This is a genomic window from Sphingosinicella sp. (genome assembly GCF_041916975.1).
Taxonomy (GTDB): Bacteria; Pseudomonadota; Alphaproteobacteria; order Sphingomonadales; family Sphingomonadaceae; genus Sphingosinicella.
In genome coordinates this window covers 3,220,396-3,245,407 of the sequence record NZ_JAYRYK010000001.1, presented here as the reverse complement: position 1 = coordinate 3,245,407, position 25,012 = coordinate 3,220,396, and the positions used below count along the sequence as shown (strand labels likewise).

General features: G+C 58.9%; 20 protein-coding genes. All 20 read right to left on the bottom strand.

Annotation, left to right across the window (positions count from 1 at the left end):
• Nucleotides 1–80 precede the first annotated feature (80 nt).
• Complete coding sequence (locus tag ACE3TJ_RS15415) at nt 81–1,838, bottom strand: dipeptide ABC transporter ATP-binding protein (protein WP_374597675.1); 1,758 nt, start codon at nt 1,836–1,838, stop codon at nt 81–83.
• Nucleotides 1,838–2,680: an ABC transporter permease gene (locus ACE3TJ_RS15410; protein ID WP_374597673.1), complete on the bottom strand. Its 843-nt coding sequence runs from the start codon at nt 2,678–2,680 to the stop codon at nt 1,838–1,840. The genes ACE3TJ_RS15415 and ACE3TJ_RS15410 overlap by 1 nt, the downstream gene beginning before the upstream one ends.
• Nucleotides 2,673–3,617 (bottom strand): ABC transporter permease, encoded by a 945-nt coding sequence (locus tag ACE3TJ_RS15405; protein WP_374597671.1) that lies wholly within the window; start codon nt 3,615–3,617, stop codon nt 2,673–2,675. Before ACE3TJ_RS15405 ends, ACE3TJ_RS15410 begins: the two co-directional genes overlap by 8 nt.
• On the bottom strand, nt 3,614–5,200 hold the full coding sequence (locus tag ACE3TJ_RS15400) for an ABC transporter substrate-binding protein (RefSeq protein ID WP_374597669.1): 1,587 nt from the start codon (nt 5,198–5,200) through the stop codon (nt 3,614–3,616). The genes ACE3TJ_RS15405 and ACE3TJ_RS15400 overlap by 4 nt, the downstream gene beginning before the upstream one ends.
• Nucleotides 5,201–5,214: 14 nt before the next feature.
• Nucleotides 5,215–6,123 (bottom strand): LysR substrate-binding domain-containing protein, encoded by a 909-nt coding sequence (locus tag ACE3TJ_RS15395; protein WP_126494590.1) that lies wholly within the window; start codon nt 6,121–6,123, stop codon nt 5,215–5,217.
• A 21-nt stretch (nt 6,124–6,144) separates the two neighbouring features.
• The gene (locus ACE3TJ_RS15390; protein ID WP_374597667.1) at nt 6,145–7,653 is read right to left on the bottom strand and encodes an aldehyde dehydrogenase; all 1,509 of its coding nucleotides are present in this window, start codon (nt 7,651–7,653) and stop codon (nt 6,145–6,147) included.
• A gap of 10 nt (nt 7,654–7,663) precedes the next feature.
• The gene (locus tag ACE3TJ_RS15385) at nt 7,664–9,019 is read right to left on the bottom strand and encodes an NAD(P)/FAD-dependent oxidoreductase (RefSeq protein WP_374597665.1); all 1,356 of its coding nucleotides are present in this window, start codon (nt 9,017–9,019) and stop codon (nt 7,664–7,666) included.
• The gene (locus ACE3TJ_RS15380; RefSeq protein ID WP_374597663.1) at nt 9,006–9,419 is read right to left on the bottom strand and encodes a Rid family hydrolase; all 414 of its coding nucleotides are present in this window, start codon (nt 9,417–9,419) and stop codon (nt 9,006–9,008) included. Before ACE3TJ_RS15380 ends, ACE3TJ_RS15385 begins: the two co-directional genes overlap by 14 nt.
• Before the next feature lie 52 nt (nt 9,420–9,471).
• A complete protein-coding gene (locus ACE3TJ_RS15375) occupies nt 9,472–10,602 on the bottom strand; it encodes an NAD(P)/FAD-dependent oxidoreductase (RefSeq protein ID WP_374597661.1) in 1,131 nt (376 codons plus the stop codon).
• 99 nt (nt 10,603–10,701) lie between these two features.
• The gene (locus ACE3TJ_RS15370; protein ID WP_374597659.1) at nt 10,702–12,786 is read right to left on the bottom strand and encodes a TonB-dependent siderophore receptor; all 2,085 of its coding nucleotides are present in this window, start codon (nt 12,784–12,786) and stop codon (nt 10,702–10,704) included.
• Between the two features lie 143 nt (nt 12,787–12,929).
• Nucleotides 12,930–14,045, bottom strand: a complete 1,116-nt coding sequence (locus ACE3TJ_RS15365) for a PepSY-associated TM helix domain-containing protein (RefSeq protein ID WP_374597657.1) — start codon at nt 14,043–14,045, stop codon at nt 12,930–12,932.
• Nucleotides 14,046–14,070: 25 nt separating this feature from the next.
• Entirely contained in the window at nt 14,071–15,168 is a 1,098-nt protein-coding gene (locus tag ACE3TJ_RS15360) for a carbohydrate porin (RefSeq protein ID WP_374597655.1), read from the bottom strand.
• A 144-nt stretch (nt 15,169–15,312) separates the two neighbouring features.
• Nucleotides 15,313–15,954, bottom strand: coding sequence for a DUF4198 domain-containing protein (locus ACE3TJ_RS15355; protein ID WP_374597653.1), 642 nt, complete (start codon nt 15,952–15,954; stop codon nt 15,313–15,315).
• Between the two features lie 531 nt (nt 15,955–16,485).
• Nucleotides 16,486–17,490, bottom strand: a complete 1,005-nt coding sequence (locus ACE3TJ_RS15350) for a 1-aminocyclopropane-1-carboxylate deaminase/D-cysteine desulfhydrase (protein WP_374597651.1) — start codon at nt 17,488–17,490, stop codon at nt 16,486–16,488.
• An 11-nt stretch (nt 17,491–17,501) separates the two neighbouring features.
• Nucleotides 17,502–18,854, bottom strand: a complete 1,353-nt coding sequence (locus ACE3TJ_RS15345; protein ID WP_374597649.1) for an aldehyde dehydrogenase family protein — start codon at nt 18,852–18,854, stop codon at nt 17,502–17,504.
• 43 nt (nt 18,855–18,897) lie between these two features.
• On the bottom strand, nt 18,898–20,208 hold the full coding sequence (locus ACE3TJ_RS15340) for a spinster family MFS transporter (RefSeq protein WP_374597647.1): 1,311 nt from the start codon (nt 20,206–20,208) through the stop codon (nt 18,898–18,900).
• A gap of 25 nt (nt 20,209–20,233) precedes the next feature.
• Nucleotides 20,234–21,508, bottom strand: coding sequence for a M28 family metallopeptidase (locus ACE3TJ_RS15335; RefSeq protein ID WP_374597645.1), 1,275 nt, complete (start codon nt 21,506–21,508; stop codon nt 20,234–20,236).
• Between the two features lie 11 nt (nt 21,509–21,519).
• Nucleotides 21,520–22,224 (bottom strand): amidohydrolase family protein, encoded by a 705-nt coding sequence (locus ACE3TJ_RS15330; RefSeq protein ID WP_374597643.1) that lies wholly within the window; start codon nt 22,222–22,224, stop codon nt 21,520–21,522.
• A 184-nt stretch (nt 22,225–22,408) separates the two neighbouring features.
• Nucleotides 22,409–22,669, bottom strand: a complete 261-nt coding sequence (locus ACE3TJ_RS15325) for a DUF3303 family protein (RefSeq protein ID WP_374597641.1) — start codon at nt 22,667–22,669, stop codon at nt 22,409–22,411.
• Between the two features lie 126 nt (nt 22,670–22,795).
• The gene (locus tag ACE3TJ_RS15320; protein ID WP_374597639.1) at nt 22,796–24,994 is read right to left on the bottom strand and encodes a TonB-dependent receptor; all 2,199 of its coding nucleotides are present in this window, start codon (nt 24,992–24,994) and stop codon (nt 22,796–22,798) included.
• Between the last annotated feature and the right edge of the window lie 18 nt (nt 24,995–25,012).

Below are 25,012 nucleotides of genomic sequence, written 5' to 3'. Positions count from 1 at the left end.
GACCATCCGAACAGACCTAGCGCCGTTCTTATGGGTCGTCGTTTTCAATTAATAGAAGCCAGCCTCCAAAACAGAAGATCTCAGCACAAACCTGCGACCCGGGTGCAGAGAACCTGATGCCCTTGATCAATCTGAACCATTTGTGCGAGCCCGCCGCCATTGGCACTATCCGGCTCGTAGTAGATGAAGCCGTCGGGGGCGGCGCTAAATTCGGTCGATGGAATCGCGAGTTCGTATGTGTCGTCAGAGGCGTGAAAGATGCGTGGCGTGGCCTCCAGAAGGCGGCGCGTGTACGGGTGGCGCGGTCGCTCGAAAATCGACTCGCGCGTTCCCGCCTCCACGAGACGCCCCCGGTACATCACGAGGACGCGGTCCGCAATTTCCTCCACAACGCTGAGATCATGCGAAATGAAGAGGTAAGACAGGCCATAGGTTGACCTCATTTGCGCGAGGAGATTCAGGACCTGGCGCTGAACGGAAACATCAAGTGCGGACACGGGCTCATCAGCGACAACGAGGGCCGGATGGCTGACCACCGCGCGTGCAATGCCGACACGCTGCCGCTGTCCTCCCGAGAGTTCATGTACGTAGCGCTTGCAGAACGAGGCGGGAAGCCCGACCTCCTCAAGTGCTTCACGCGCACGCGCCAGACGTTCCGCGTTCGTCAGACTGCGATCCTGCCTTAGTGGTTCAGCTACGATGCTCTCGAGCGTCATTTGCGGATCGAGGGAAGAGTGCGAATCTTGAAAGATCATCTGTATGCGAGGCACCGCTTTGGCCTGACTGTCGATAAAGCACGGTCCATCCAATGTGCCGGATGTGACCAAGTTGAGGCCTGCAAGCGTTCGTCCCAAGGTCGTCTTTCCGGAACCGGACTCGCCGACTACGGCCACCACCTCGCCGCGCCGAACGTCAAAACTGACATCTTGAACGGCCCAAACCGAACCGCCTTTCGCGAACGGTGCAGTGGGTTTAGTGCGGAATGTCACGTCGAGGTTCGTGACGCTGACAAGCTCGTCCTCCGCGGTTTCGGCAGAGCTGCTCGCAGGGCGCTTGGGCAGTGCAGCAACGAATTCGCGCATGTAGGTCGTCCGCGGGTGGAGCAGAGTATCGCGCGTATCGCCATGTTCGACGATCTGCCCGCCCTTGAGGACCGTGGTTGTATCGGAATATTGTGACAGCATCGCCAGATCGTGGCTGATGAGAAGCACTGTCGTCCCGAGCTCCCGCACGAGCTCGACCATTTGATCCATGATTTCCTTGCGGATTATCGCGTCCAGTGCGGTCGTCGGTTCGTCTGCGATAAGCAGTGATGGACGCGTCGACAATACCGATGCGAGCATGAAGCGCTGGCGCATGCCGCCCGAGAACTTGCCGGGATAGTCATTGAAACAGCGAAGCGGATCGCTGATCCTCACCCTTTCCAGCATATCGAGGCATCGCGCACGCGCCTCTCGCCGGGAGATCGCTTCGTGAAGCAAAAGCGCTTCCATCATTTGTCGGCCGACGGTCAGTGACGGATTAAGCGAAACCATCGGCTCCTGAAAGACCGCGCCGATACGCCGCCCGCGCAGGTTACGCATGATGCCGGCGTCAGCCTGGACGAGATCATGACCTTCGAAACGGATGGAGCCCGCCGTAACGGACAGAGCCGGTGACAGAAGGCGGAGGATCGCACGCCCCACCGTGGTTTTGCCGCTCCCGGACTCGCCCACAAGTGCGCCGATTTCCCCGGATTTCAGCGAAAATCCCAAATTCTGGACAATGGCAGAGCCGCCTTTCGCGGCGATCGTGAGGCCTTCAACGGCAAGCACGGGCGTAGATGAAGAAGGGCTCATCAGTCTTTCATCTTCCGATCGAAGTAATCCCTGCAGAAATCACCAAAAAGATTGATGCCGAGCAGGGCGCCTGAAATCGCGACCCCGGGAGCGATTGCAAGCCAGGGCGCATCGGCGAAGTAGTTGCGGCTGTCCGCCAACATTCCGCCCCAGCTCGCCGCGGGCGGGGCGAGACCCAGGCCGAGAAACGACAAGGCCGATTCTGCCAGCAACGCCCACCCGAAAAGCGAAGTCGCCATAACGAGCACGGGGGCGACGGTGTTCGGCATGATGTGCCGAACAAGCGTGAATGCCGCGCTGTTACGCATCACTTTCGATGCCGCGATAAAATCCCTTTGACGCATCGTCATGACATTCGCCCGCACCACGCGAACCATGTACGGCATGTAGGCAACGGCAAGCGCGATCACGGGCGCGACAGGCGAACCCGCGAGAACCGTCGTCATCGCGATCGCCAGAACGAGCGCTGGAAAGGCAAGAAACGCATCCATCAGCGCGACGATGCCGCGATCGAACCAGCCCCCGACAAAGCCGGAGAAGGCGCCCAGCAGCGCGCCGAAAACTGTGACGAGGAGCGTCGTCATGCCCGCAACACTCACGGTGATCGCCGCGCCGGACAGTAGGCGGCTGAAGACGTCTCGTCCCCACTCATCCGTTCCAAGCCAATGCCGCAGGGATGGCGGCAGCAGGCGGGAGGAAAAATCCACCATCGTTGGATCGAAAGGCGTGGCTATGGCCCCCGCAATCGCAGCGGAAACGACAAGAACGAGCACCACCATTCCCACGACGCCGCTCGGGCGGGTTTTCAGCATCGTCGTCCAGCTGCGCGTAGAGTTAATCATAGCGAAGCGCCGGACATACGACAGGAGCGGTAAGCTCGATCATCAAATTGACGCCGACATAGCAGAGCATCACAATCACCATACAGCCTTGAACAACGGGGTAATCACGCGCGAACACGGCTTCGACCATGAGGCGTCCTAGGCCCGGCAACGAAAACACCGTCTCGATGACAACGGCGCCGCCGAGAAGGCCGCCGAGTACGAGCCCGATCATGATCCACGTCGGCCCGATCACATTTGGCAGCACATGCCGGCAGGCGACAGCCGATTCCGAAAGCCCCTTGGCCCGCGCATGAGCAACATATTCGAGCTGCAGGACTTCAATCGTGCTGGCGCGCGCCAAACGCACCAGCACACCGGCCTCGATCAACGCAAGCGTGAGCACGGGAAGCACGAGATAATGCAGCCCCTGCGCAAAATCTTCAGTCAGCGAGATGTATCCAACCACGGGGAAAATATCGAGCTGAACACCGAAGAGAAGCAGCAGCATCAACCCCAGCCAGAAGCTTGGAATGGACAGCGAGACGGTTGCGAGCGCGACCACGACTGTGTCCGTGCGGGTGTTCTGACGCCACGCGGCGAACATGCCGAGCGGCACAGCCATGATCGCGGCAAGCACGACCGCCGGAATCACAAGGGACGCGGTTACACCCATGGCCGGCACGAGAAGGTCGAGAACCGGGCTTTCCATCGAAATGGATTTCCCGAAATCCCCCTGTCCCAGCGCTGTCACCCAGTGATAGAACTGCACGGCGAGCGGCTGATCGAGCGCCAGCTCCGCACGAATGCGCGCGAGCGCCGCCGGATCATCCGTCTCGCCCAGAATGAGCTGCGCGGGATCGCCGGGGATGAGCCGGATGAGCGCAAAGATCAGAAACAGCGCAATGACGATCGTCGGCAAGGCCAGCGCCAGCCTGGTGATGGCGTAGCGTATCATGATGCAGGTGTCCCATTGCGACGCACGCCCCAGAAGCGGGCACGCCCAAATTGCCACGAACGGAACCCCGTCACGCCATCTCGTATGGCGTTGGTATCCGCTGGACTGAACAAGCCGATAAAGGGAACATCGTGCAGCATTTCGCTGTGCAGCTTGCTTAATATCTTGCGGCGCTCCGCCATATCCGCCGTCATCATGCTTTCAGCCAGAAGCCTCCGGGCTTCGGGGTCACCCCATGTTTTTCCCGGGGAAGCGTCGCGGTCGCCGAGGATGGACTCATAACTCTGCGCGGCATCTGCCTTGGCGGAAAAACCAAAAGACAGCAGCTGGAAATCACCACTGCGCCATCGATCCATCTGTGTCGCCCACTCGAGAACCTCGATCTTGATATTGAGCCCAACCTGCCGCGCCATCGCCTGGACGAGGAGCGCCTGATTGAACATGGCGGGGTAGCGCCGGTTTGTTGTGAGAACGATCGGCTGGCCTCGATAGCCCGCGGCCTTCAGCAACGCTCTCGCGCGGGCGGGATCGAACAGTGCCTCCGCCGTGTCGGCGGACACGCCAAAGGGACTTGCCGAGGCGACAATCGACGGATTGGCATCCGCGGTGTCTTCGGTAACCAGTCGCGCCAAGGTGCGCCGGTCAATCGAATAGGCGATCGCTTCCCGAAGCCGGAGATCGGCAAGCAGCGGATTCCGGTCCTGAACGAGAATGCCGTAGGAACCGAGCATCGGCGCTGCGACGATGCGGATATCCTTCATCCGGCGAAGTTGCAGCATCTCCGCGGCGGGCACCTCCGGCATCACGTCGACCTGCCCCTTCACGAGCGCAGCCAGGCGAGACGATGCATCACGGATGATCAGCCAGCGCAAATGACGCTCGTACGGGGTTTTGCCTCTCACATTTCCGTCGGGTTCACCTTCCAGAGGCCGATATCCGGCAAAGGCTGTCATGTCGATGTAGCGCCCCCGCACCCAGCTGGAGATCCGGTATGGCCCCGTGCTGATCGGTTCGCGCCAGCTTCCGTCGGCGGCGACGGAATCCGGATGGAGGACGGCCCCGCCACCACAGCTGATTGCCGCCATCAAGGTCAGGAACAGCGGTTGGGGGCGATCAAGCGTGAAGGAAACGGTCAGGGGGTCGATCGCGTCCACAGACTCGATCTTCGCGCCGCGTGTCCCATCGAAATCGGCGAGGCAGGTCCAGTTGGTCTTGGGATCGAGATACCGACGCCACGACCAAACGACCTCGCGTGACGTGACGGGCTGACCGTTGTGGAACACCAGCCCTTCGCGCAGGTGGAACGTGTAGCGCTTCCCATCGGGAGACACCGTGAGGGCATCGGCGAGCAGCAGATCGGGCGTGCCGTCTTCGCGGTAGCCAACCAGCCCTTCAAGAACATGCATCATGATGGTATCGGTATTGGCATCGCGATTAACGCCAGGGTTGGTACCGCGAATATCCGACGTGAGCGGAATCTGCATCATGTCTTGCGATTTCGTGCCGGATGGCTGCGATGCGGTACATGCGCCCAGAAGAAGGCCACAAAGCGCCATGGCGGCCGGCAGCCGACGTGCAATCAAGGAAGTCATCCCCTTCAGTTTCTGTACGCGGCAAGCATCTGCCGTGCCGAGCTCATCTCGTCGCAGATCCATTCGGAGAGCAGTCGGACCTGGCGGCGCGCGTTGAGATTTGCGGGACGGACCAGATAGTAGGACGTGCCACTCGCTACGACACGACGTGAAGCCATAATCAGCTGTTCATCCCGAATGGCGTCGTGGGCGAGCAGCAGATCGCTCGCCGTGATACCGAACCCCGCCTCCGCAGCGCGAAGCGCCATGTCGAGCACATCGAAATCCAGCCCGTTGTCGGTGTCGATCACGCCGCCGTTCCAGCCCGCGGCCCAGGTTTTCCAATCCTGATGGTCTGGCTGGGAATGAAGCAACGTCTTGCCCCGCAAATCTTCCGCACTGCGGAGTTCGCCGCCGGAGATGTAGCCCGGGGCGCAGATGGGGACGAGCTGCTCTGCGTAGAGTTCGGTTACGTCCTCGTTCCGCCAGTTTCCGAGCCCATAGCGAATGCCAAGCTCCGCGTCGTTGTCGCTGGAGATCATGTCATGCCAGCGCGTGTGTATCATCACCTTTACGAAAGGATACTGCTCCTGAAACTCCCGAAGGCGCGGGTATAGCCAGCGCAGCGCAAACGTCGGCAGAACGCGAAGTTCGACCACATCCTGATCACGGTGAAAACTGTCGATCGTCCTGGCGATCTGATCGAAGGCATCCTTGGTACTGGATGCAAGTATTTTGCCCTCCGGAGTCAACTCAAGACCATTGTGCCCGCGGTGAAACAGCGTGACGCTCAACTGCTGCTCCAGAATCCGCACCTGCCGGCTTACCGCACTCTCACTGACGCGCAGAACCGACGCCGCCTTGCGAATGCTCATCTGTGCCGCCGCGACCTCGAAGCATTTCAGTGCGTTGACTGACGGAAGACGGCGGGTCATGACGGCACTCCCTCGTTATTGTCAGCCGAGACGATCGGCACCTGACGTTATCCATATGGTTTTACTGCGGAGATATTGGTCGAGCGCTTCTGTTCCCTTGTCCCGGGCCAGGGAGCCAGATTGCTTGTATCCGCCAAACGGCGTCTTCATATCGCCTTCCGTAAACCCATTGACGGCTACCGTGCCACATTCGAGCCGTTTGGCAACATGAAGCGCGGCATCAATGTCGCGCGTGTAGACGGTGGCATGCAGGCCGTAGTCGGAATCATTCGCCACCCGGATCGCCTCGTCGAGGGCGTTGACCTTCAGGACACCCAGAACGGGCCCGAAAATTTCCTCCCGCGCGATCCGCATGTCGGGAGAGAGGTCCGTAAATACAGTTGGCCCGAGATAGCTGCCCCGCCTACCCTGATCGGCGAGATCCAGAACGGTCCGAGCCCCCTCCTTGCGGCCGATGTCGAGGAAACGGCACACGTTTTCCTTGTGTTCCGCCGACACAAGCGGTCCCATCTCGGTTTCAGGATCAAGCGAATGGCCGATCACGATTCCGCGTGCGCGCTCAACAACGGCGTGCAGGAAATCATCATGAACCTTCGCGGATACAATCTGACGCATGTTCGCAGAACAGTTCTGGCCTCCGTTCCAGAAGGCCGACATCACTGCGCTTTCGACGAGATCGTCCGAAATTTCCGCATCGTCCAGAACGATGAACGGGCTTTTTCCGCCCATCTCAAGTCCGATAGTCTTGAGATTGGAATCCGACGCATACCGAAGGAAGACACGCCCGATTTCCGTCGATCCGGTGAAGGAAACGGCGTCGATATCCGGATGACGCCCGATTGCGGCGCCAGTGGTTTCTCCAAGCCCCGGCACGATACTGAGAACACCGTCCGGTATGCCCGCTTCAACCGCGAGTTCACCGAGCCTCAACGCGGACAGTGACGTTTGTTCGGCGGGCTTGACGATTACAGAACACCCGGCGGCAAGCGCGGGCGCCATCTTCCAGGCAGCCATCAGCAAGGGGAAGTTCCAGGGCAGCACCAATCCGACAACACCGACCGGCTCTTTCACGATCATGGCCAGAACATGCTCACCCGTCGGCGCAACCTTGCCGAAACTCTTGTCGATGAGTTCTGCATACCAGCGAAAGCAGTTCGGCACCTCTTCACCGATCTCCTTCAGGCAGTCCCGGATCGGCTTTCCGCTGTCGAGGCTTTCAAGAACGGCGAGTTCCTCTGCATGCTGCGCGATGGTATCGGCCAGCCGCAGGAGGATTTCCTTCCGAAACTCAGGTGCGCTGCGTGACCATACGCCTTCGCGCACGCTGCGCCGGGCGGCGATCACAGCGCTGTCGACATCCGCCGCGCTGCAGTGAGCAACAGTGGCCAGCACCTCTCCGGTCGCGGGGTTGACCGTCTCGAAGACCTCTCCCTTGGTCGCGGATTGCGATCTGCCGCCGATCAGTGCACGCGAAGGCATGACCAGCCGGCTCGCTATGGCTTCGTAGTGCGCGTGACTGGAACCTGTCATGACAATCTCCTCAGAGTGGCGCGTGGGGCTGGCCGAACGTGCCCTTCGCAAAGCGGTCGAGACGAAAAGCCTCGAGCCCGAGGGAGGGCGCCTGCCCCTGCGCGATACCCGACACGGCTTTCCCGACCGCCGGCGCAAGGCCAAAGCCGTGCCCGGAAAAGCCGGTCGCGACGATCAGCCCCGACACGCCCGTCGTACCGTCGATAACGGGCAACGCATCGGGAAGAACATCGATCGCGCCGGCCCACGATTTCACGATCCCAAGACTGTCTGCGCCCTCGAAGAGCTTTCCCAACAGCGCTTTCATCGTGGCCGCGCGCTTCTCGTTGGGCGGCAGGAACGGACGGCGAGGTTCGACCCTGCGTTCATCCCGGCCTTTCACCATCAGCGCATACAGATCGTCAAGCAGCGCTCGGCCGACATTCAGCTGGAACGACCGGCGATTCGCCAGGAAACTTCCCAGGAAATATTTGATGTTCGTGAACGATCCCAATGTGACATCCACATCAGACATGGACTCTGCAGCGATGATGCAGGAACCGTCAGCGCGTTGCCTGAGCCCGAGACCAAATCCGCAAAAGCAGGGCTGGGATAGCCGGGGCGCCACGGTCGTCAACGACACCGTGTTCCGAACCGTTTTCTGCGGCAGCACCAGGAACAACGAGCGCAGCAGTTGGTGCGACACCGCTCCCGCCGCGCAGACAACAATGTCGGCGGCTATTCTGCCATGTTCCGTGTAAACACCCTTCACGCGTCCGCCAGCAACGTCGATCTCGATCGCCCCGCAGTCTTCCAGAATTTGAGCGCCTAGACCTCGCGCAGCCTTCGCAAAGGCGGACGTTGCCTCTCCCGGCTCCGCTTGCCCGTCGTCGGGTGTATAAAGAGCGCCCGCCGTTCCCTGCTTCAGTGCAGGCAAAAGCATTGAGGTCTCGCTGCGGTTCAGCAGTCGGGACGAACGCGCGATCCCGTCGACTGACTTCAACCAAGCCGCAAAGGCATCATATTCCAGCTCATTTGAAGCGGCGAACAGGCAGCCGGTTTCCCGCCAGCCAACAGGCATCCCAAGTTCGGCTTCAAGACCCCGCCAGAGACGCAGCGCCTCGACAGCCAATGGCATCTCGGCCGGATCCCGATACTGGGTGCGCACAAAGCCCCAGTTGCGACCCGATTGCTGGCCGGCAACACGATCCTTCTCGATCACCAGGACCTTGAGACCGGAGACAGCCATGTAAAAGGCTGTCGCGAGACCCATGATGCCGCCCCCGATGATGACAGCATCAGCCTGGCTTGGAATTGGCGGATATCGCCCTTCGATACGGGCGAGCACGTCATCCGGTGTATGAGAACTAAGGCTAAGAGCGGACATCGATGATCGCGTCCATATCCATTTCGATGCGGATATCAGCGTCGAACAGCTTCGCCTCTACCGTCGTACACGCCGGGCAGATCCCTTCGAATGCGCGAGCGTACACGTCCATGATGACGTCGTAATCTTCAGCATAGGCCAGATACATGCGCACACGCACGATGTCGGCAAGCGTGCCCCCGGCCTGTGCCAGGACGTTCTCGACATTTCTGATAAGCTGTGCCGTTTGCGCCTCAGCGGTACCCACGAGGGTGCTGGTCGCGTAGTCGTAACCCGTCGTGCCGGAAATCATCAAGTGGTTCCCTACCAGAACAGCCCGGCTGTAGTTATACTGACGTTCGTACTCGCTGCCTGAAGTATAACGCGTGCGGGGTACGGCAGTCGGCTTGTAGATGGTCATTGTCTATCCTGTAGTTGGTGAAGCAATTCCGCGATGCTTTGAAACACAAGCATCAGTGATTCAGGGAAAGACGATCCGGAGAGAGATCTGCAGACGTAATGCCGAAAGCGGAGACGATCTCGGGAAGCGGCTGACCAAGCGCAGCGGCTGCGGCAGCAGCACCGAGCGCCGGGGATGTCAGCACACCGCAACCGCCCTGAGCCGCCACCCATACAAACGACGGATCAGACGCGCGCACGCCGCACAACGGATTGCGATCGCGAACGAAATTCCTGAGACCGGCCCACGTGCTCAGCGGGCGCCCGACCTCGAGATCAGTGTCGGCCTGAATGTTCTCGATCGCCTGCGCCACATCAATGTCATCCGGGTAGACATCGCCGGGCGGTGTAAGCACTTCCTCGGCAAGGCTCCCCATGAAGCGTCCGGCCTCCGGCTTCAGATACCATTGCCTGCCGACCTTGAAGATGTGCGGCCAGTCGTCGACGCGGACGCCCGTCGGCGCAGCAAATGTGAAGGCCGTGCGGCGCATGGGCATAATGCCCACGGGTTTGATCCCTGCCATGGCGGCAACCTCGTCGACCCAGGCGCCCGCCGCGTTCACGAGCACCGCCGCTTCGTGACACCCGCTCGGTGTGGTGACTTCCCACCCCTTTGCGGTTTTCCGGATGCTGATTGCGGGTTGACCGCTTTCAATCGTGGCGCCGTGCAGGCGGGCGCCGCGTACATAGCCCTGCAGCAACTTGTTGCTGTCTATATCGGCAGCGCCGGGCTCATAGACGCCACACTCGACGCCTGCCGGGAGCAGCGATGGAAACATGCCAAGCGCTTCCGAACCTGATAGAATCTGTGCTTCCGCCTTCGCCGATACAAGACGCTCAACGAGGGCGTCGAGACGCCCTTTCTGCTCCGTTGACCCGACGGTGAGACAGCCTCGCGGCGAAAGCAACGCGCCTTCGCAAAAGCCGTCCGGCGGGTTATCGAAGAACGACCGACTGGCAGCGCCAAGGCCGCGCATCGTATCGGCAGCGATGCCAACCGTGAATTGCTCGGCCGAGCGCCCTGAGCTCTGCGTACCGAGCGAGGTCTCTCCCTCGATCAACATCACGTTTGCAGCCTGTGACAGAAAGTAGGCCGCCGATGTTCCAGCGAAGCCACCACCTATCACGATCGCATCGTACTTCATTTCGTTCTTACCCCTAGTACTCGCTATTGATGCGGAAAGATCGGGGCGGCTCCTTCTCGAACATGATCGACAAGAGGCCGCCCCGTTTCGGCATTTTAATCAGAAGGACGTCGATACCGAGAACTTCACACTGCGGGGCAAGCCCTGCTGGATCAGGCTCGAACCTGTAGCCGCCCAATACTTCTTGCCGGTTACGTTCTCGCCGTAGACCCGGAAGGAAACCGGACGTCCGTACATTTCCTTCTCATAACGAAGGCCCAGATCGAACGTTGTATAACCCGGCACAAAGGCTGAATTGACGGCATTCGATGCCCGTCTTCCAACGCGAAACACGCCGGCGGAAGCACGGAGACCATCGAGCGCCTCGATGCGATACTCCGCGAAGATCGAACCGCTGAACTTTGCGGTATTCTCGATCCTGTTGCCGATAACCGATGCGCTTCCCGTCTTCTGTTCCGCATCAAGACGGACCCCGCTCACGGAAAGCGAAAGATCGGTCAAGAGTTCTCCCGACGCACTGAACTCGAAGCCCTTGTAGTTGGCTTCACCGTCCTGAACGTAGAGATTGGCGGCATTGAGATAAGAGGACGCCCTGTCGATATCAAAATAGGCGCCCGTGATCAGGAATCCCCTTTTTGGTTCAAGTTTGATGCCGAATTCATGCTGCTTGCTGAGCGCCGCTGGCAGCACCTCGCCGGCGTTTGTCGCGATCTGCGGCACGATCCCGCCCGACTCCAAACCTTCGATATAGTTCCCATACACGCTAAGCCAGGACATTGGCTTCACGAGCGCACCGTAGGACCAGGAATCGGGGCTGGCCTTGTAGGTGGAAACGAGGCTGCGATCCTTGTATTCGGTCTTGCGGTAGCCGATGATCAGGTTGAGCCAATCATCCAGGCTCGCCCTGTTGAAGATGAAAAACGCATCCTCGTTGACACGCGAGATGCTGGTGATCGTCCGCGCCGGCGTCGGCTGCTCCGGAATTTCGATGGGATCATAGAGATTCTGCGAAAACGTGTAACGTGTCGCTGCAGGAATATTGCTGTCGCGCTCGTAGTGGGAAACGCCGATCAGAATATTGTGCTTTATCGGGCCAGTTTCGATGACGCCGGCGACATCGCCACGAACAATCCGTGCACGATAATCGTTGCCATGAGTCAGGGCGACGCCAAGCGTGCCGTTTCCGGTGACAATATCATAGCCCGAGAAGGATGAGTATCGACGGTCGCGCTTGAGATAGGACTCGCCGACGCCGATCGACACACTCCAGTCGGCCGACACATTGTATCTTGCACGAGCCAGAAGGTTATACTCGTATCCTTCGGACAGAAGCCAGGTCGAACCCAGGTTCTTGGAGGCCTTTTGCAGCGGCGGCACGGTGATCACGCCGTTGACCGCAGCCGGAAGGACGAGTTCCGTCGCTTCGGTAATAGACTTGTCGATATATTCCGCATCAACCTGAAGGAGCAGCCCGTCAACCGGCTCCCAGTCGAATGCAGCCGAGGTGAAGAAGCGGCGGCCCTTGGTGTCTTCGACACCGTTCTCGATCGAACTGGCTGCAGCGTTGATACGGAGGCCGACATCGCCCCATTTCCGGCCGATATCCGCGTGTGCACCAAACGCGCCATGCACGTTCCCAGACACGTCAATGCGGTTGACCGGGTCAAGCGTCGGACGCGAGGACACCAGGTTCACGATGCCCGACGGTGATGCGAAGCCGTAATAGAGGCCCGCCGCACCTTTCAGAACTTCAACGCGGTCTTTGTTCTCGATGGGCATGTCGATGAAGTTAATCATCGGCAGAATGCCGTTGAATCGATAATTGGTCAGGTTGTCGACGGCGATGCCGCGGATCGACAGGTTGCTGTAAATTGTTGCGTTGAGCTGCGACTGCGTGACACCCGCCGTATTGCGCGCCGCGTCAAGGATGCTGGCAGCCTGCTGCGCATCGAGAAGTTCGCGGCTGAGCACCGACACGGTAAGCGGCGTGTCGATGATCTTGGCATCACGAAACGCACCCGCCTGCAGATAATCCTGACTAAAGCTGTTCCGCCGGTCAGCACTTACAACGATTTCTTCATTGACGTCCGAAGTTGCCGGTGACGTCTGGGCACTGGCTATCGATGACATTGAAACCGATGAAAGAACAATGCAGTGAAATATTATTTTTTTGCACGACTTCATTTCAACCCCCTTTTTAGTTTGTATTTGCAAAGACCACCGTCACTTACGGAGACCACGCACGCAGGCTTTGGCGTCCATTTTCTTTATGAGATGATGGACCTGTCGTGACGGTCTAGTCGATGACAATTTTTGGAAGGCGGTGTCTAATTGCCGTTCGCGTACAGACCGCCGACTTTGGTGGAGCCGCGCATCTTCAACCTGTATCGCGACCACCAGAGCCGTATTCCCATCAGCATAAGCATCAGGAATGCCGCCCCCATCACCACGGCCAATAATCGGCCAGCCATTCCCGCCCATTCTCCGCTGTGCACGGTATACAATGCCGTCACAGCCTTCACGGACGCTGGAGCTTCCACGGCATCCCAGGCCGAGACGACGCTATATGTGCGGGAATCTACATACACCCGTGTTGTGCCGAAGGCGCGGCGCCATTCACCCGGTTGCCGCATCTGCACAGTGTAGCAAATATTGCTCCGACTAGGCAGGGTAACGACAACGGTCTCCGCATTCGGGAACACCTGCTTTGCGCGCTCTACCGCTCGCGCGGAAGAATGCTGCTGAACATCGCCGTGTATCGCCTCGCACTGTTCCGGCAATTCAGCCGGGCTGCCGGTCACTCTCTGGAGCGATGGAAGGAAAAGAAGCCCCAGACCCGTCAACGTCATGATCACGCCGAACGGCAGAATCCACACGCCCAGAAACCGGTGCCAAGTGTAGAAGCTTGCAATTGGACTGGCAGCGCGTTTCGGAAACAATATGGCCCGCCAACGGCCCTTCTGCGGCCAGACCAGACGCAGACCTACAAGCATGTTGACGAGCAGCAGCACACCGCTCGCAATCACGATTATCCGTCCGGTAGGCCCTGCCAGAAGTGATTTGTGAAAGAGCAGAACGCCCCGTGCGATCGACAAATCCCACCAGGGATCCGACCATGCACTTATACGCTCGATGCGGCCGTCCGCGCCTTCGACGCGCCAGACCCTGAGTTTTCCGGATTTATCTTCGCCGAGAATATCGACCTGCCCGGCCAACCCTCCGCTGATGAAATATTCACCCGCGCTACCGCCTTCTCGCGCGATGCGCTCGCGCACCCGCTCCATCGCATCGGCAGAAACAAGTTGAGACGAAGCGCCGAGGACAACTGCATCGTCGAACTCTCGGGAAAAAACCAGAAGAACGCCTGAAAGAATCTGCAGAATCCAGAATATCGCGAAACAAAGCGACCCATAGCGATGTATTTTTACCAAAAGGCGCTTCACATCGATAAATCCTGCCGGTGATATTTTATATGTCGTTTCCGAGTACAATCTGGAGCCGCGCACCCACGACCAACGCATTGCCCCCGCCCCGGTCATAGGCCGGCTGGATAACATACTGGACATCGGGTTGCAGGCTGATCCGATCGTTAAACGCATAACGATAGGTGAGTTCCAGATTTGTCTCCCGTCTGCCATATCCCGTCTGCCCGGGACCATCGGGGCGCAGACGTATCGAACTCAGGGCTATGCCGATCATATCTCCGTCACGGCCAAAAGGTGCGCTTTGAGTAAGACCTCCACTGATTTGGTGGCGGATATCCGATACGGAGGCGCTGGCATGCCCTATTCTGAACCACGCGGCCGTGTCTGAACCGAGCGCAAAGGTCGTCATTGCATACGCACCTCCTCCGGCGCGGGAAGGACCTTCTATGTCTGATGAAGGGGCGCGGCTATAGTGATAGGCGCCAAAGCCAAACGACACTCCAGTATCTTCAATGTCGTATTCGACCTGTCCCAGAAGCAGTGCACCCTCTTCCCTGTGCAATCGAATGGCAAGAAACTTCCCATCATCAGAAAAGCCGCGCGGCGCGCCATCGACAACCGCACCCTGAACCGTCAGCCCCGACCATTCTCCGCGTACGTTTATCCCAAGCCCGGTTGCGGGATACGTGGAAGGGCCATTTACCCCGCTGGCGGCAAACTCACTACCCATGCCATGACCACTGTTTAAAAACAGCCCGGTGGCCTCGATGGCATCGAACTGGGCGTTCAGATCCATCAATCCCAAACGTACCGAGACGTTATCGGAAAGACGCGCATCCACCCACGCCTCCAGGAGACGGTGCCGCACATCGCTTTCCGCATTATCGATACCGTGCGCATCGGCGACAAGGCGCTCGGATGGGCCATGACCCAGGACATGAAAGGAACTTACCCGCCCTGTTACCCCATCGAGCCCGAACGCCTCACCCTTGACGGTCAGTTCCGCATCAATTTTGCTGAACACGACAGCGTCCCGCCGGACTGGGTTGGAGAGCGCGACCCAGCCATCCGTTGTGCTGGCAAGCCTCCATTCCAGTGCATCGCGACCATCCGCCTGCGCCGGATCGCTGATGAAAGCCATCCCGAGAGATGCAAACGCCCAGGAAAGTACCTGCGTCGCCGATTCAGGGCGACGCAGGTAAACGCTTGGGACGACCGGGCGAGACCCGGCCTCGCACGGAGCAATCATGAGCCGCGCATTCTCAGACAATGCCCATCACGCCCATCAGGGCTGAACAAATGTGAGGGTTGTGACATGCGTTATCTTGGATACCGCCTTGTCATCCAATTGACGGTTTACAGCCTTGTTGTGGTCAACGAAGAGCAGATAACGACCGCTGACATCGGTCGGCACCGTGAACTGGGCATTTTGATCAGACTTGATATTTTTCAGCCATCCGTCGGGACGGATGATTCTCACCCCCTCTTTGGGCGTGGGCTTACCTTGGAACAGAATTTGAAAGGTGGATCCGCCCGGCTCCAAAGGAACGACTTCGAAGTCAAGCTTAGGGGCGATTTCGGCCCTGCCCGCTTTTGCATAATAGATGCGCGCGGCGTATTTCCCGTCCTCACCCATCTCCGGCGCAAAAATATCATCATCGCGCAGCCGAATGTCGCCCTTGCCTGATATGTTAGCTTCCAGGTGATCCGATCGGCGAACAACAGGAATCACTTCCTTGGCGCTCGTCTGGAACACCTGCGGCGCGCGTAGACGATGGAACTCCTTGTCGCCACCTTCAGGAGTCGGGTAGTCGGGCTCTCCAAGGTATATTCTCGCCGGACCACCGGAATCCTTTTCAATCCAAATTTCATGCGCTTGGGCTTGGGCTCCTGACATCGCAAATATTGCCGCCAGTAAAATTCTCATTAGCATCACTCCCATCGCTATTCGCCAAGGCCCATTCAGAACCGGCGCTTAGTGGATGGAGTTCGGCGTGAAACAGCAATTATAATTATTGGATACGCCTTCCACATTATTGAAACCACTGATGATACTGATTTTCATAAACAGAGGTTTGAGCTGTAGACTCTTTAGCGCGGTACCGCAGCCAGACTAAGACGAGCTGACCCTTAGCTGTTGATTGCCGCTGAGAAGTGACCCGGGGCGGGCATAAATTTCCACTGAGAATTGACCCATGTTGAACTTCCCCCTGGCTTTGACGAGCGAGGGGTCAAGGAGTGTTGGACATGGCGTTATTGAGCTTTATTCGTCGCTGGTATTTTCGCGGGAGGAAAGTACATTTCTCATGAAATATAAATAAATTCAACTATTTAAGATAATTTTCCTCGTAGAGCGCCCCTATCAATGCCCCGAATGCTCATACCAATTTTATGATAAACTGACTGGCAGGATGGCTGCTCGTTATTCCGGCTAAAACCGAAAGCAATCGGCTCCCGATCACCCATTGGAGATTGCAAAGATTTCGGGACTTTCCGCAAACAATGCGGGAACGCCTCCGCTAAGCAGGAATACAACGGTCTGCGTCTTGCCAATACGTCCCTTTGCAATCCAGTCGGCCAGCGCGTGAAATGCCTTGCCGGAATAAACCTGATCCAGAAGGATACCTTCGGTACGTCCCAGCAACTTTATTGCTTCAACACCACCTTGGGTAGCGACTCCGTACCCTTCTCCAATGTATTCATCGGTAATCAATAAGTCAGAGCGGCTTGGCACGTGCTGCAAACCCAGTTGCGCAGCGGCACTAGGCAGTTCCTCTACCATCTTGTCGACAAGGTATTCTGCCGTTCGGCTGACGCTGACACCCAGCGTCTTCCATGAGACGTTCTGATTGACGGCCCCTAGAATCAACCCCGAATAGGTTCCCCCCGACCCGATCGCAGCAACCAGATAATCGGCCCGTACGTCCATTGCGGAGAGCTGTCCGTTCAATTCCGTCACGGCACGGACATAGCCCGCCATACCGGCCGGACTCGACCCCCCAAGCGGCATAACGAAGGGCTTTCCGCCCCGGCGTCTCACATCTTCGGCCACATCTTCTATAGCTGTGCCGAATTCCCAACGCGGGATGGTTTCGACGAAATGAACCCGGGCGCCGAGCAACCCGTCGAGTAGAAGATTTCCCTTAATGGGACGCGGCTCCCCAGGCACGCCGCCGAGTATCAGTTCGACCTTCAGCCCCGCGCGCGCGCCGAGTGCCGAGGCAATCCGCGCCAGGTTCGATTGATAGCCACCGCAGACAACCAGCGTGTCGGCACCCTCCGCGATGGCGGCTCCGACGATATATTCAAGCTTGCGAACCTTGTTGCCGCCGAGGCCGGCGCCCGTCAGGTCGTCGCGTTTCAACAGGATGCGGGGGCCGCCAAGGGCATCGGATAGGCGTTTTGCTTCCTCGAGCGGCGTGGGAAGCTGCGCGGCGCGAAAGCGGGGCAGTTCATCGATCACGGATTTCGCCTTCAATGCGCGATGTTGACGGTTCGAATTTCGCTGTAGGCGGCGAGACCCCACGGGCCGTTTTCGACGCCGACGCCGGACAATTTGGTGCCCGCCAGAGGCGCGTGCGGCAGAATTGTCATGTGCTGATTAATCCAGAGCGTACCGCACTGAAGGTGCTCGCCGATTTCGGCAGCGCGCTCGGGCGTGCCCCATACCGAACCGGACAGGCCGAAGTTCGTATCGTTCGCGCGTGCGATCACTTCGTCTTCATCCCGATAGGACAGGACGGGTAGCGCAGGGCCGAACTGCTCCTCGGCCACGAGCCGTGCGTCATCGGCAAGACCGGTCACCAATGTTGGCCGGAAGAAGTAACCCGGGCCATCGATCTTTGAGCCGCCAGCGACGATTTCGCCGCCGCGGGCGCGCGCATCTTCAACCAGGGCTACCACGCGCTCGAATTGTGGCTTGTTGGTAAGCGGGCCCAGTTCGACCCCCTGTTCCAGACCATCGCCTACGATGGCCGCGTCCAGTCTTGCGGCGAGCGCTTCGACGAGGCGATCATGCTGGCTTTCATGCACATAGACGCGCTTCACGGCAGCGCAGATCTGGCCCGAATTGTCGAAGGCAGCCCAGAACAGTTTTTCCGTGATTGCATCGATGTTCGCATCCGGCAGCACGATCGCCGCATCGTTCCCACCCAATTCCAGCGTCAAGCGCTTCAACTGTCCGGCTGTGGTGCGCGCAATGGACTGGCCGGCTGCGGTAGATCCCGTGAAGCTGATCTTGCGGATCGCCGCGTGCGCTGTCAGCGCTACGCCGATATCATCACCACCTGGAACGACCGTCAGCACATCCTCAGGCAAGAGCGGCTTCAACAGGTCGCCGAGAGCGATCGTTGCGAGCGGAGTAAAGGGCGACGGCTTCAACACGACGGTATTGCCGGCGAGGAGTGCCGGCGCGATTTTCCATGCGGCGATCATCACGGGATAGTTCCACGGCGTGATCGCACCGACCACCCCGAACGGCTTCCTATGAACTTCGGCACGGATAGCGGCATCATCGTGAATGACCTCGACAGGGATCTCGAGCCCGGCCGTGTATTCGAACCAGCGCGCCGCGCCCATCACCTCACGTTCGGCCTTGGGAAGCGGTTTGCCCTGCTCCTGCGTCACAAGGCGGGCAAGCATATGGACATTGGCGCGCATCTTCTCGGCACAGGCGAGCAAGGCAGAGCGGCGCGCCGCCAGATCGGTTTTCCAACCGATGAATGCGCGTGCTGCACGTTCAACGACCGCGTTCAATTCTTCTGGCGAAACGGCCTTCACCGTGTCGCAGGATGCGCCCGTGGCAGGATTGATGACCGTGATCGACATAGCAATTCCATTCAATATACGAACAATTGTTCAAATAGTGGATTTATGATTGAGATGCAACGTCCATCTCGATCTTCCAAAGATCAGCGTTGAGACGTGCAGCGCCAGCCAGCGTCAGCAACAGGCCAAGTCCCGTTCCGATCAGCGTGGTGAGTGACAGCGAATAACGAAGCGCCTCGATGCCGTACGCGGGCTCGAACATGTCCGTGAAGGCCCCAGCCGCAAACGTGCCGGCACCAATGCCGATAAGATTGAGCCCGAGAAGCAGGATCGAGGACGCGAGTGCCCGCATCCGCACTGGCATGATCCGCTGGGTGATGGCGATGGCTGGTGCAAGGCATGAGGCACCCATCATCATCGCGACGAAATAGCCGGCGATCATGATGTTGCCTTCGCTGAAGAGCATATACACCGTGGCTGGCAGCAGCGCCGCGATGGCGAGACATGGCGTCCAGAGATACCAGCGTACGTCCTTCCGTGCGAGCCAATCGGCGACGAAGCCGAACAACAGCGTACCAATGAGGCCCGCACTACCGCCGATGATGCCGGTCAGCCAGCCGACGTGAGCGCTCTCCATGCCCTGTACACGCATGAAATAGACGGTGGACCAGACGTTCACTGCATTTGCGGCAAAGGAGAAGAAGCCGATGCCCAGCACATAGGCGATGAAGGACGGCATCCGCGCCAGGCGGTGGAGCGCCTTGCCGAGCGAATATGGCTGCACATCCGTCGCACTCGTATCCTGACCGCCTCTTATCGGTTCACGCACCGTGAAACGGAACAACAACGCCAGCAATATGCCGGGAAGCCCGGCAACGAAGAAGGCCGTACGCCAGCCGTAATACTGGTTTACAACACCGCCGATGATCAGCCCAGCCGCCATGCCCAGGTAAAGGCCAAGACCGTAGATGGCAAAAGCGCCGCCGCGCTTGTGCTTCGGGAAATAGTCCGAGATCAGCGAGTGCGAAGGCGGGCTGCAGGCCGCCTCGCCCAGCCCGACGCCGATGCGGCCGAGCAGCAGGTGCATGAAATTCCCGGCGAGACCGCAGACGGCGGTCATACCGCTCCAAATTGCAAGCCCGCCGGCTACGATTGAGCGACGGTTCGCAACATCCGCCCAGCGCGCGATGGCAACGCCTGCGACCGCATACATGAGCGAGAAGGCGAAACCGCTGAGAAAACCGAGCTGGGTATCCGACAGGTCGAGATCCTGCTTGATCGGCTCCATCAGGATGGTGAAGATATAGCGGTCAAGCCAGTTAAACGCGTATACGGTGGTCAGCAGAACAAGCACATAGATCGAATAAGCGCGGCCTGGTTGTCGTGCCCCCTCCCCATCTTCCCCTGTCGTCATGAACCGGCCTCCCTCACCGTTCCTGTCAGTCGAGCCAGCCCGACGCTTCCAGAATTTCCCTTATCCCCGAAGAAACAGCGACCGGCACGTTGCGCAAGGTCCGCCATTCGTCGGGTGCCGTTCCCATCGCCCCGACGAGCGTTCCCACCGTCTCTGCGCTTCGTATCAGCGAAGAGCGATCGATCATGCCGAGATCATCCGCCAAGGTGTGCAGCAAGGACAGCGCGGGGCCGGCCTGACCAAAGGATACGCCGGGCACGCCGTGCAGCGCGAACATCTCGCTGTCCGACCCGAAATAGCCAACCGAAACACCCACCGGTAGCTCGCCAAGTACGGCACGGATCCGCGCCGTCATGTCTTCGCTGCCGGCCACATAACACTGGTCCGACGCCTGCCAGCTTCCCACGCCGTCGATGCTGATCGTGGCAAGCAGCGGATCCAGGTTCATCGCGGCTTTGTTGATGGCATGAAGGCTGCCCGCCATGCCGGCCTTTTCTGCGCCCCACGCGACAATGCGGAGCGTGGCGTCCATGGGAAATTCCGCGAAATGACGGGCGAGTTCCAGAAGCACGGCCACGCCCGACGCGTTGTCGATAGCGCCGGGGATCACTGGTGCCGTATCACGGTGTGCACCGACGAGAATGACCTCGCCGGGCCGGGTACGCCCGGGAATCTCGACAATGATGTTCGACGTCTGACTCGCCCATGTGCGGGAGACCAGAAGCAGATGCAGGCGTTCGGGTCGCTCCCGCCAAAGACGCACACCATCTTCGAAGCCGATGCAGACCGTGGGAACGCCGCTCCCCTTCGCGGCGAGCACCTGCGGCAATTGCTGGTGCTTGGGAGGAATGCCGGCCACGGGCCACACCGCGATAACCGCGCCCGGGCGCTGGGCCGCGATGCGCGGATAGGACATGAGGAAATCACTGCGCGAGCGGACCGCCCAGACGACGATTCTTCCCGCTAGCCCCGGTCCCACAGGCTCTTCGCCGCGACCGCCGACCCATGCCGTCGAAGCGGTGAGACCCTCCGGCGGCGTCGACGGGCACAGGCACATCGGCGCGGCTTCGATCAACAGCTCCGGGGCGCCTTCAATCGCAAAGCGGCATTCACCGGTCTCTCCGGCCACCACGGGAAAAACCTGCTCGTAGGGTGCGAGGCCCAAGGCCCGGAGCTGTTCGAGAATATAATGGCCGGCGGCGGCATCAGCCGCCGACCCTACCAGCCGGCTACCACCCGCAGTCAACGCGCGCACGTGCTGGAAAGCGATGTCGGGATCGAATGAAAACCTGCCCGTCATCGCCTCTTCCTTCAGCCGAGCTTTATGCCAAGCGCTTCGAAGCAATCCCGGTGCAGCAGACTGTCAATATCATCCTGCGTCAGCGCGGGAAGATTCGTGCCCTCGGTCAATGCGGCGACTGCGGCGAGGCCATCCATGCTCTGCTGCGGCAATTGCATCGGAAACTCCGAACCAAACAGAACCTTGTCGAGAACGCTGTACTGCTTCGCATCAATCAACGCATTGTAGAGCGCCCAGGTGCGGTGTGAAAGCGCACTCATTTCCGTATAGAAATTCTTGTGTTTTCTCAGCATCGCAATCACTTCGCGGAAGAAGGGCGAACCGAAATGCGCGACGATCATCCGAAGCTCGGAAAAATTGCGGGCGACTTTGTCGAGAAGAATCGGATTCGCCCATTCCAGCGGGCCGTCGACAGCTTCGAACGAGCTCCCTTGAAACCACATCAGCGGTTTTCCGATCTTCTCCAGTTTCTCGTAAATCGGGAAGTACGCCTCGTCGTCGGGCCTGAATTTCTGATAGATCGGCGCCATGTGAAAGCCTTTAGCGTTCCATTCAGCCACCGCTTTGTCGATGAGATCCGCGCAGTCCGGCTTGGTCGGATCGATCAGGAAGAACGGCGCGATCTTGTTCGGATACTTTGACGCGAAATGCGCGATCGGCTCGTTGTTGTTCATGTGCGGCCCTTGCGGAAAGGCCACTACGATCGCGCGATCCACGTTTTCCATAACTTCGAAATAGCGCTGCTCGATGCGCTCCAGGATCGTGCCCGTTTTTTCCCAATGGGCGAAAGCCTCCGCATCGAAAATGCTGCCGAGATGACTGTTGTAATCGGTAATCAACTGATAATCCTTTCAAGCAGAGCTGGTTATGAAACGGAAAGATGAAGTGTGTGCTGAAAGATCAGCCCCTCGTTCCGAATTCAGTGGGGAGAATCTTGATGTCGTAGAACGCGTCGAAGGCCTTCACGAGATTCATCAGAACCGCGACATTATCAGCCTCGACGATCTCCATCCATCGCAGCGCACTGTCGGGAAAGTGATACCATCGGACGGAACGCAGACCTTCCGGAAACACCCAGTCACGCGTGAGTTTGACCCGCTCTTCCGCGGAACCGGCCTTGGGCGTGAAAAATACCGCAAACTGCAGGGCGGCTTCAGCCATCATATCATCCTTGTGGTTGATCTTTGTAGAGCGATTTCACTGAAACGCGGGATTTGAAGAGCGAAGGCCTCCGGGAGACAGCAGCCGCCATCTCCCGCACATGGCCCCGCGCAACGACAGGCGCGCTTACCATCGATAGGCGACGCTTGCGCCAAGCCATCTCGGCTTCCCGGTCATACCCTGCACGTAATTGAACGAGCTGAAATCGTATACGTAATTGCGGTAGAACTTGTCCGCCACGTTATCGAGACGCACTGCGACCCGCCAGTGATCATCAGCGCTCGACCACGAAACCTGGGCATTCGCGATGGCATAGCCGGATTCGCGCAGCGCAGGGCTGTTCAGAACGTCGAAATACTGCATCGACTTGTAAACGACATCGCCCTGAAGCGCGAGTTCGCCGCCCCACGGCGCCGCGAACGCATACCGCGCGAGTGCGCCCAGCGTCCAACGCGGCGCGAGTGCCATGCGTCGATCTTCGATGTTGCCGCGCTTGTCCTCGACGTCCTTCACCTCTCCGTGAAGATAGGCGGCACTGGCCGAAAGACTGAAACCATCGAACGGGCGTGTCAAAAGTTCGGCCTCAAAGCCGCGCACCTTCGCATCGGCGTTGAATATCTGCGATCCGCTGATCGTGCTGTCGTAGAGGAACGCCTGATAATCCTTGTAGTCATAGTAGAAAGCCGAAGCGTTGAGCCGGACAGCCGGCAGCAGATCGAGCTTCAGACCCATCTCGTAGCTGGTGAGTTGCTCTTCCATCACCGGATAGTCGGCGACGAGTGGCAGCGCAAACAGGCCGAGATTGAACGTGCCGCCCTTGTAGCCGCGCGAGATTCCGGCATAAACCAGCGTATCGTCGTTCGGCTTCCAGTTCAGGCGACCGGTGAAGCTGAGATTGTCATCCTTGATGCGCGAAAGGTCACCGACTGTCGCCTCGGAAAAGGTGAACGATCCGAAGCCAGCGAAGCTCCCATCGGGATTATAGGTGAACGTGAACGGGATAAAGAGATCGAGGGACTTCTTGTCTTTCGTGTAGCGGAGGCCAGCATCGACGCTGAGCGTTGACGAAAGGTCCACCGTGACGTTGCCGAACAATGCATAAGACTTGGTCGAAACCGAGTAATCCATCGGCTCGTAGTTGGCGCTGACGAAAGACACGCCGTTGGACGCCTGCGTGCCTTTTACATCATAGTTGAAGTAATAGGCGCCGGCGACCCAACGTACATCGCCCATATCTCCGGCCAGCCTTAGCTCCTGCGAGAACTCCTCGGCATCAGGATGGAAATCCGACTCCCGAACGAAATTCGGGCTGGCGTCCGAATCCACCAGCATGTCCTTGTGCGATGCCTCGTACCCAGTGATCGAGGTCAGCGTCAGCGCATCGGAAATGTTCCAGTCGAAACGACCGATCACTGTGTATTGCTTCGTCTTCAAATAGGTTTCGGCATCGACGTTGACATCCCACGGGTTTCCAGGCGTCGGATCGCGATACCCCGTGGTATCGACCCCGCCCGGGTTGTTACCCGCCAGCCCTGTCGCCGGATCCACGAGCACGCTGATGTGCGTGAACATGTTGCCGTTGCTGTTGTTCTCCGAATATTGGAAGAACAGGTCGGCGCTGAAATTGGTTGTCGGTTTGAAGCGCAACTGCGCGCGCACTGCCTCGACATTGAGGCCGTTGCCGTTCGGTCGACCGGCGAACAGGTTTTTGTTGTAGCCGTTCGATTCCTTGTGGAAATAAGATACGCGTGCCTGCACGCCTTCGGCAAGCCGGCCGCCGACCGCACCTTCGGCGCGGAAGAGGCCATATTCGCCAATTCCGAGTTCACCATAACCGGAGAATGCCTCACTGGGGGCCACCGTCACGTACTGGATGACGCCGCCGGTGGCGTTGCGTCCGAATAGAGTGCCCTGTGGTCCCCGCAGCACCTCGACACGTTCCATGTCAAAAAGCTGGTTATCGAGACCAAACAGCGCGCCCTTGTAGAATTCATTGATGTAGACCGCCGAGGGGCTCTCGTTGATGTCGGAATAATCCTGAAGCGAAACGCCGCGAATGGAGATGAGGGGAATGCCACCCTCGCCCGTGCTTTGCCCGATCGACAGGCCCGGCGTCTGCCGTGCGAGATCGACGATGCTGCCAATACCTCGATCCTTGAGGTCTTCGCCGGTGTAGGCGGTGATACTTACCGGCACATCCTGAATTGATTGCTGAATGCGCGTTGCCGTCACCACGATGGGTTCATCGGCATTTGTCTGAGCTTGCACAGTCGATGCCGCCACCATGGCCGCAAGGCTTGCACCAGCGAGTGTTACATTTTTCATTTCCGTTCCCTCCCTATC

Coding starts and splice junctions, on each gene's coding strand:
- ACE3TJ_RS15415 (WP_374597675.1), bottom strand. CDS start 1,838: ATGAGCCCTTCTTCATCTACGCCCGTGCTTGCCGTTGAAGGCCTCACG.
- ACE3TJ_RS15410 (WP_374597673.1), bottom strand. CDS start 2,680: ATGATTAACTCTACGCGCAGCTGGACGACGATGCTGAAAACCCGCCCG.
- ACE3TJ_RS15405 (WP_374597671.1), bottom strand. CDS start 3,617: ATGATACGCTACGCCATCACCAGGCTGGCGCTGGCCTTGCCGACGATC.
- ACE3TJ_RS15395 (WP_126494590.1), bottom strand. CDS start 6,123: ATGACCCGCCGTCTTCCGTCAGTCAACGCACTGAAATGCTTCGAGGTC.
- ACE3TJ_RS15390 (WP_374597667.1), bottom strand. CDS start 7,653: ATGACAGGTTCCAGTCACGCGCACTACGAAGCCATAGCGAGCCGGCTG.
- ACE3TJ_RS15385 (WP_374597665.1), bottom strand. CDS start 9,019: ATGTCCGCTCTTAGCCTTAGTTCTCATACACCGGATGACGTGCTCGCC.
- ACE3TJ_RS15380 (WP_374597663.1), bottom strand. CDS start 9,419: ATGACCATCTACAAGCCGACTGCCGTACCCCGCACGCGTTATACTTCA.
- ACE3TJ_RS15375 (WP_374597661.1), bottom strand. CDS start 10,602: ATGAAGTACGATGCGATCGTGATAGGTGGTGGCTTCGCTGGAACATCG.
- ACE3TJ_RS15370 (WP_374597659.1), bottom strand. CDS start 12,786: ATGAAGTCGTGCAAAAAAATAATATTTCACTGCATTGTTCTTTCATCG.
- ACE3TJ_RS15360 (WP_374597655.1), bottom strand. CDS start 15,168: ATGGCTTTCATCAGCGATCCGGCGCAGGCGGATGGTCGCGATGCACTG.
- ACE3TJ_RS15355 (WP_374597653.1), bottom strand. CDS start 15,954: ATGAGAATTTTACTGGCGGCAATATTTGCGATGTCAGGAGCCCAAGCC.
- ACE3TJ_RS15345 (WP_374597649.1), bottom strand. CDS start 18,854: ATGTCGATCACGGTCATCAATCCTGCCACGGGCGCATCCTGCGACACG.
- ACE3TJ_RS15340 (WP_374597647.1), bottom strand. CDS start 20,208: ATGACGACAGGGGAAGATGGGGAGGGGGCACGACAACCAGGCCGCGCT.
- ACE3TJ_RS15335 (WP_374597645.1), bottom strand. CDS start 21,508: ATGACGGGCAGGTTTTCATTCGATCCCGACATCGCTTTCCAGCACGTG.
- ACE3TJ_RS15325 (WP_374597641.1), bottom strand. CDS start 22,669: ATGGCTGAAGCCGCCCTGCAGTTTGCGGTATTTTTCACGCCCAAGGCC.
- ACE3TJ_RS15320 (WP_374597639.1), bottom strand. CDS start 24,994: ATGAAAAATGTAACACTCGCTGGTGCAAGCCTTGCGGCCATGGTGGCG.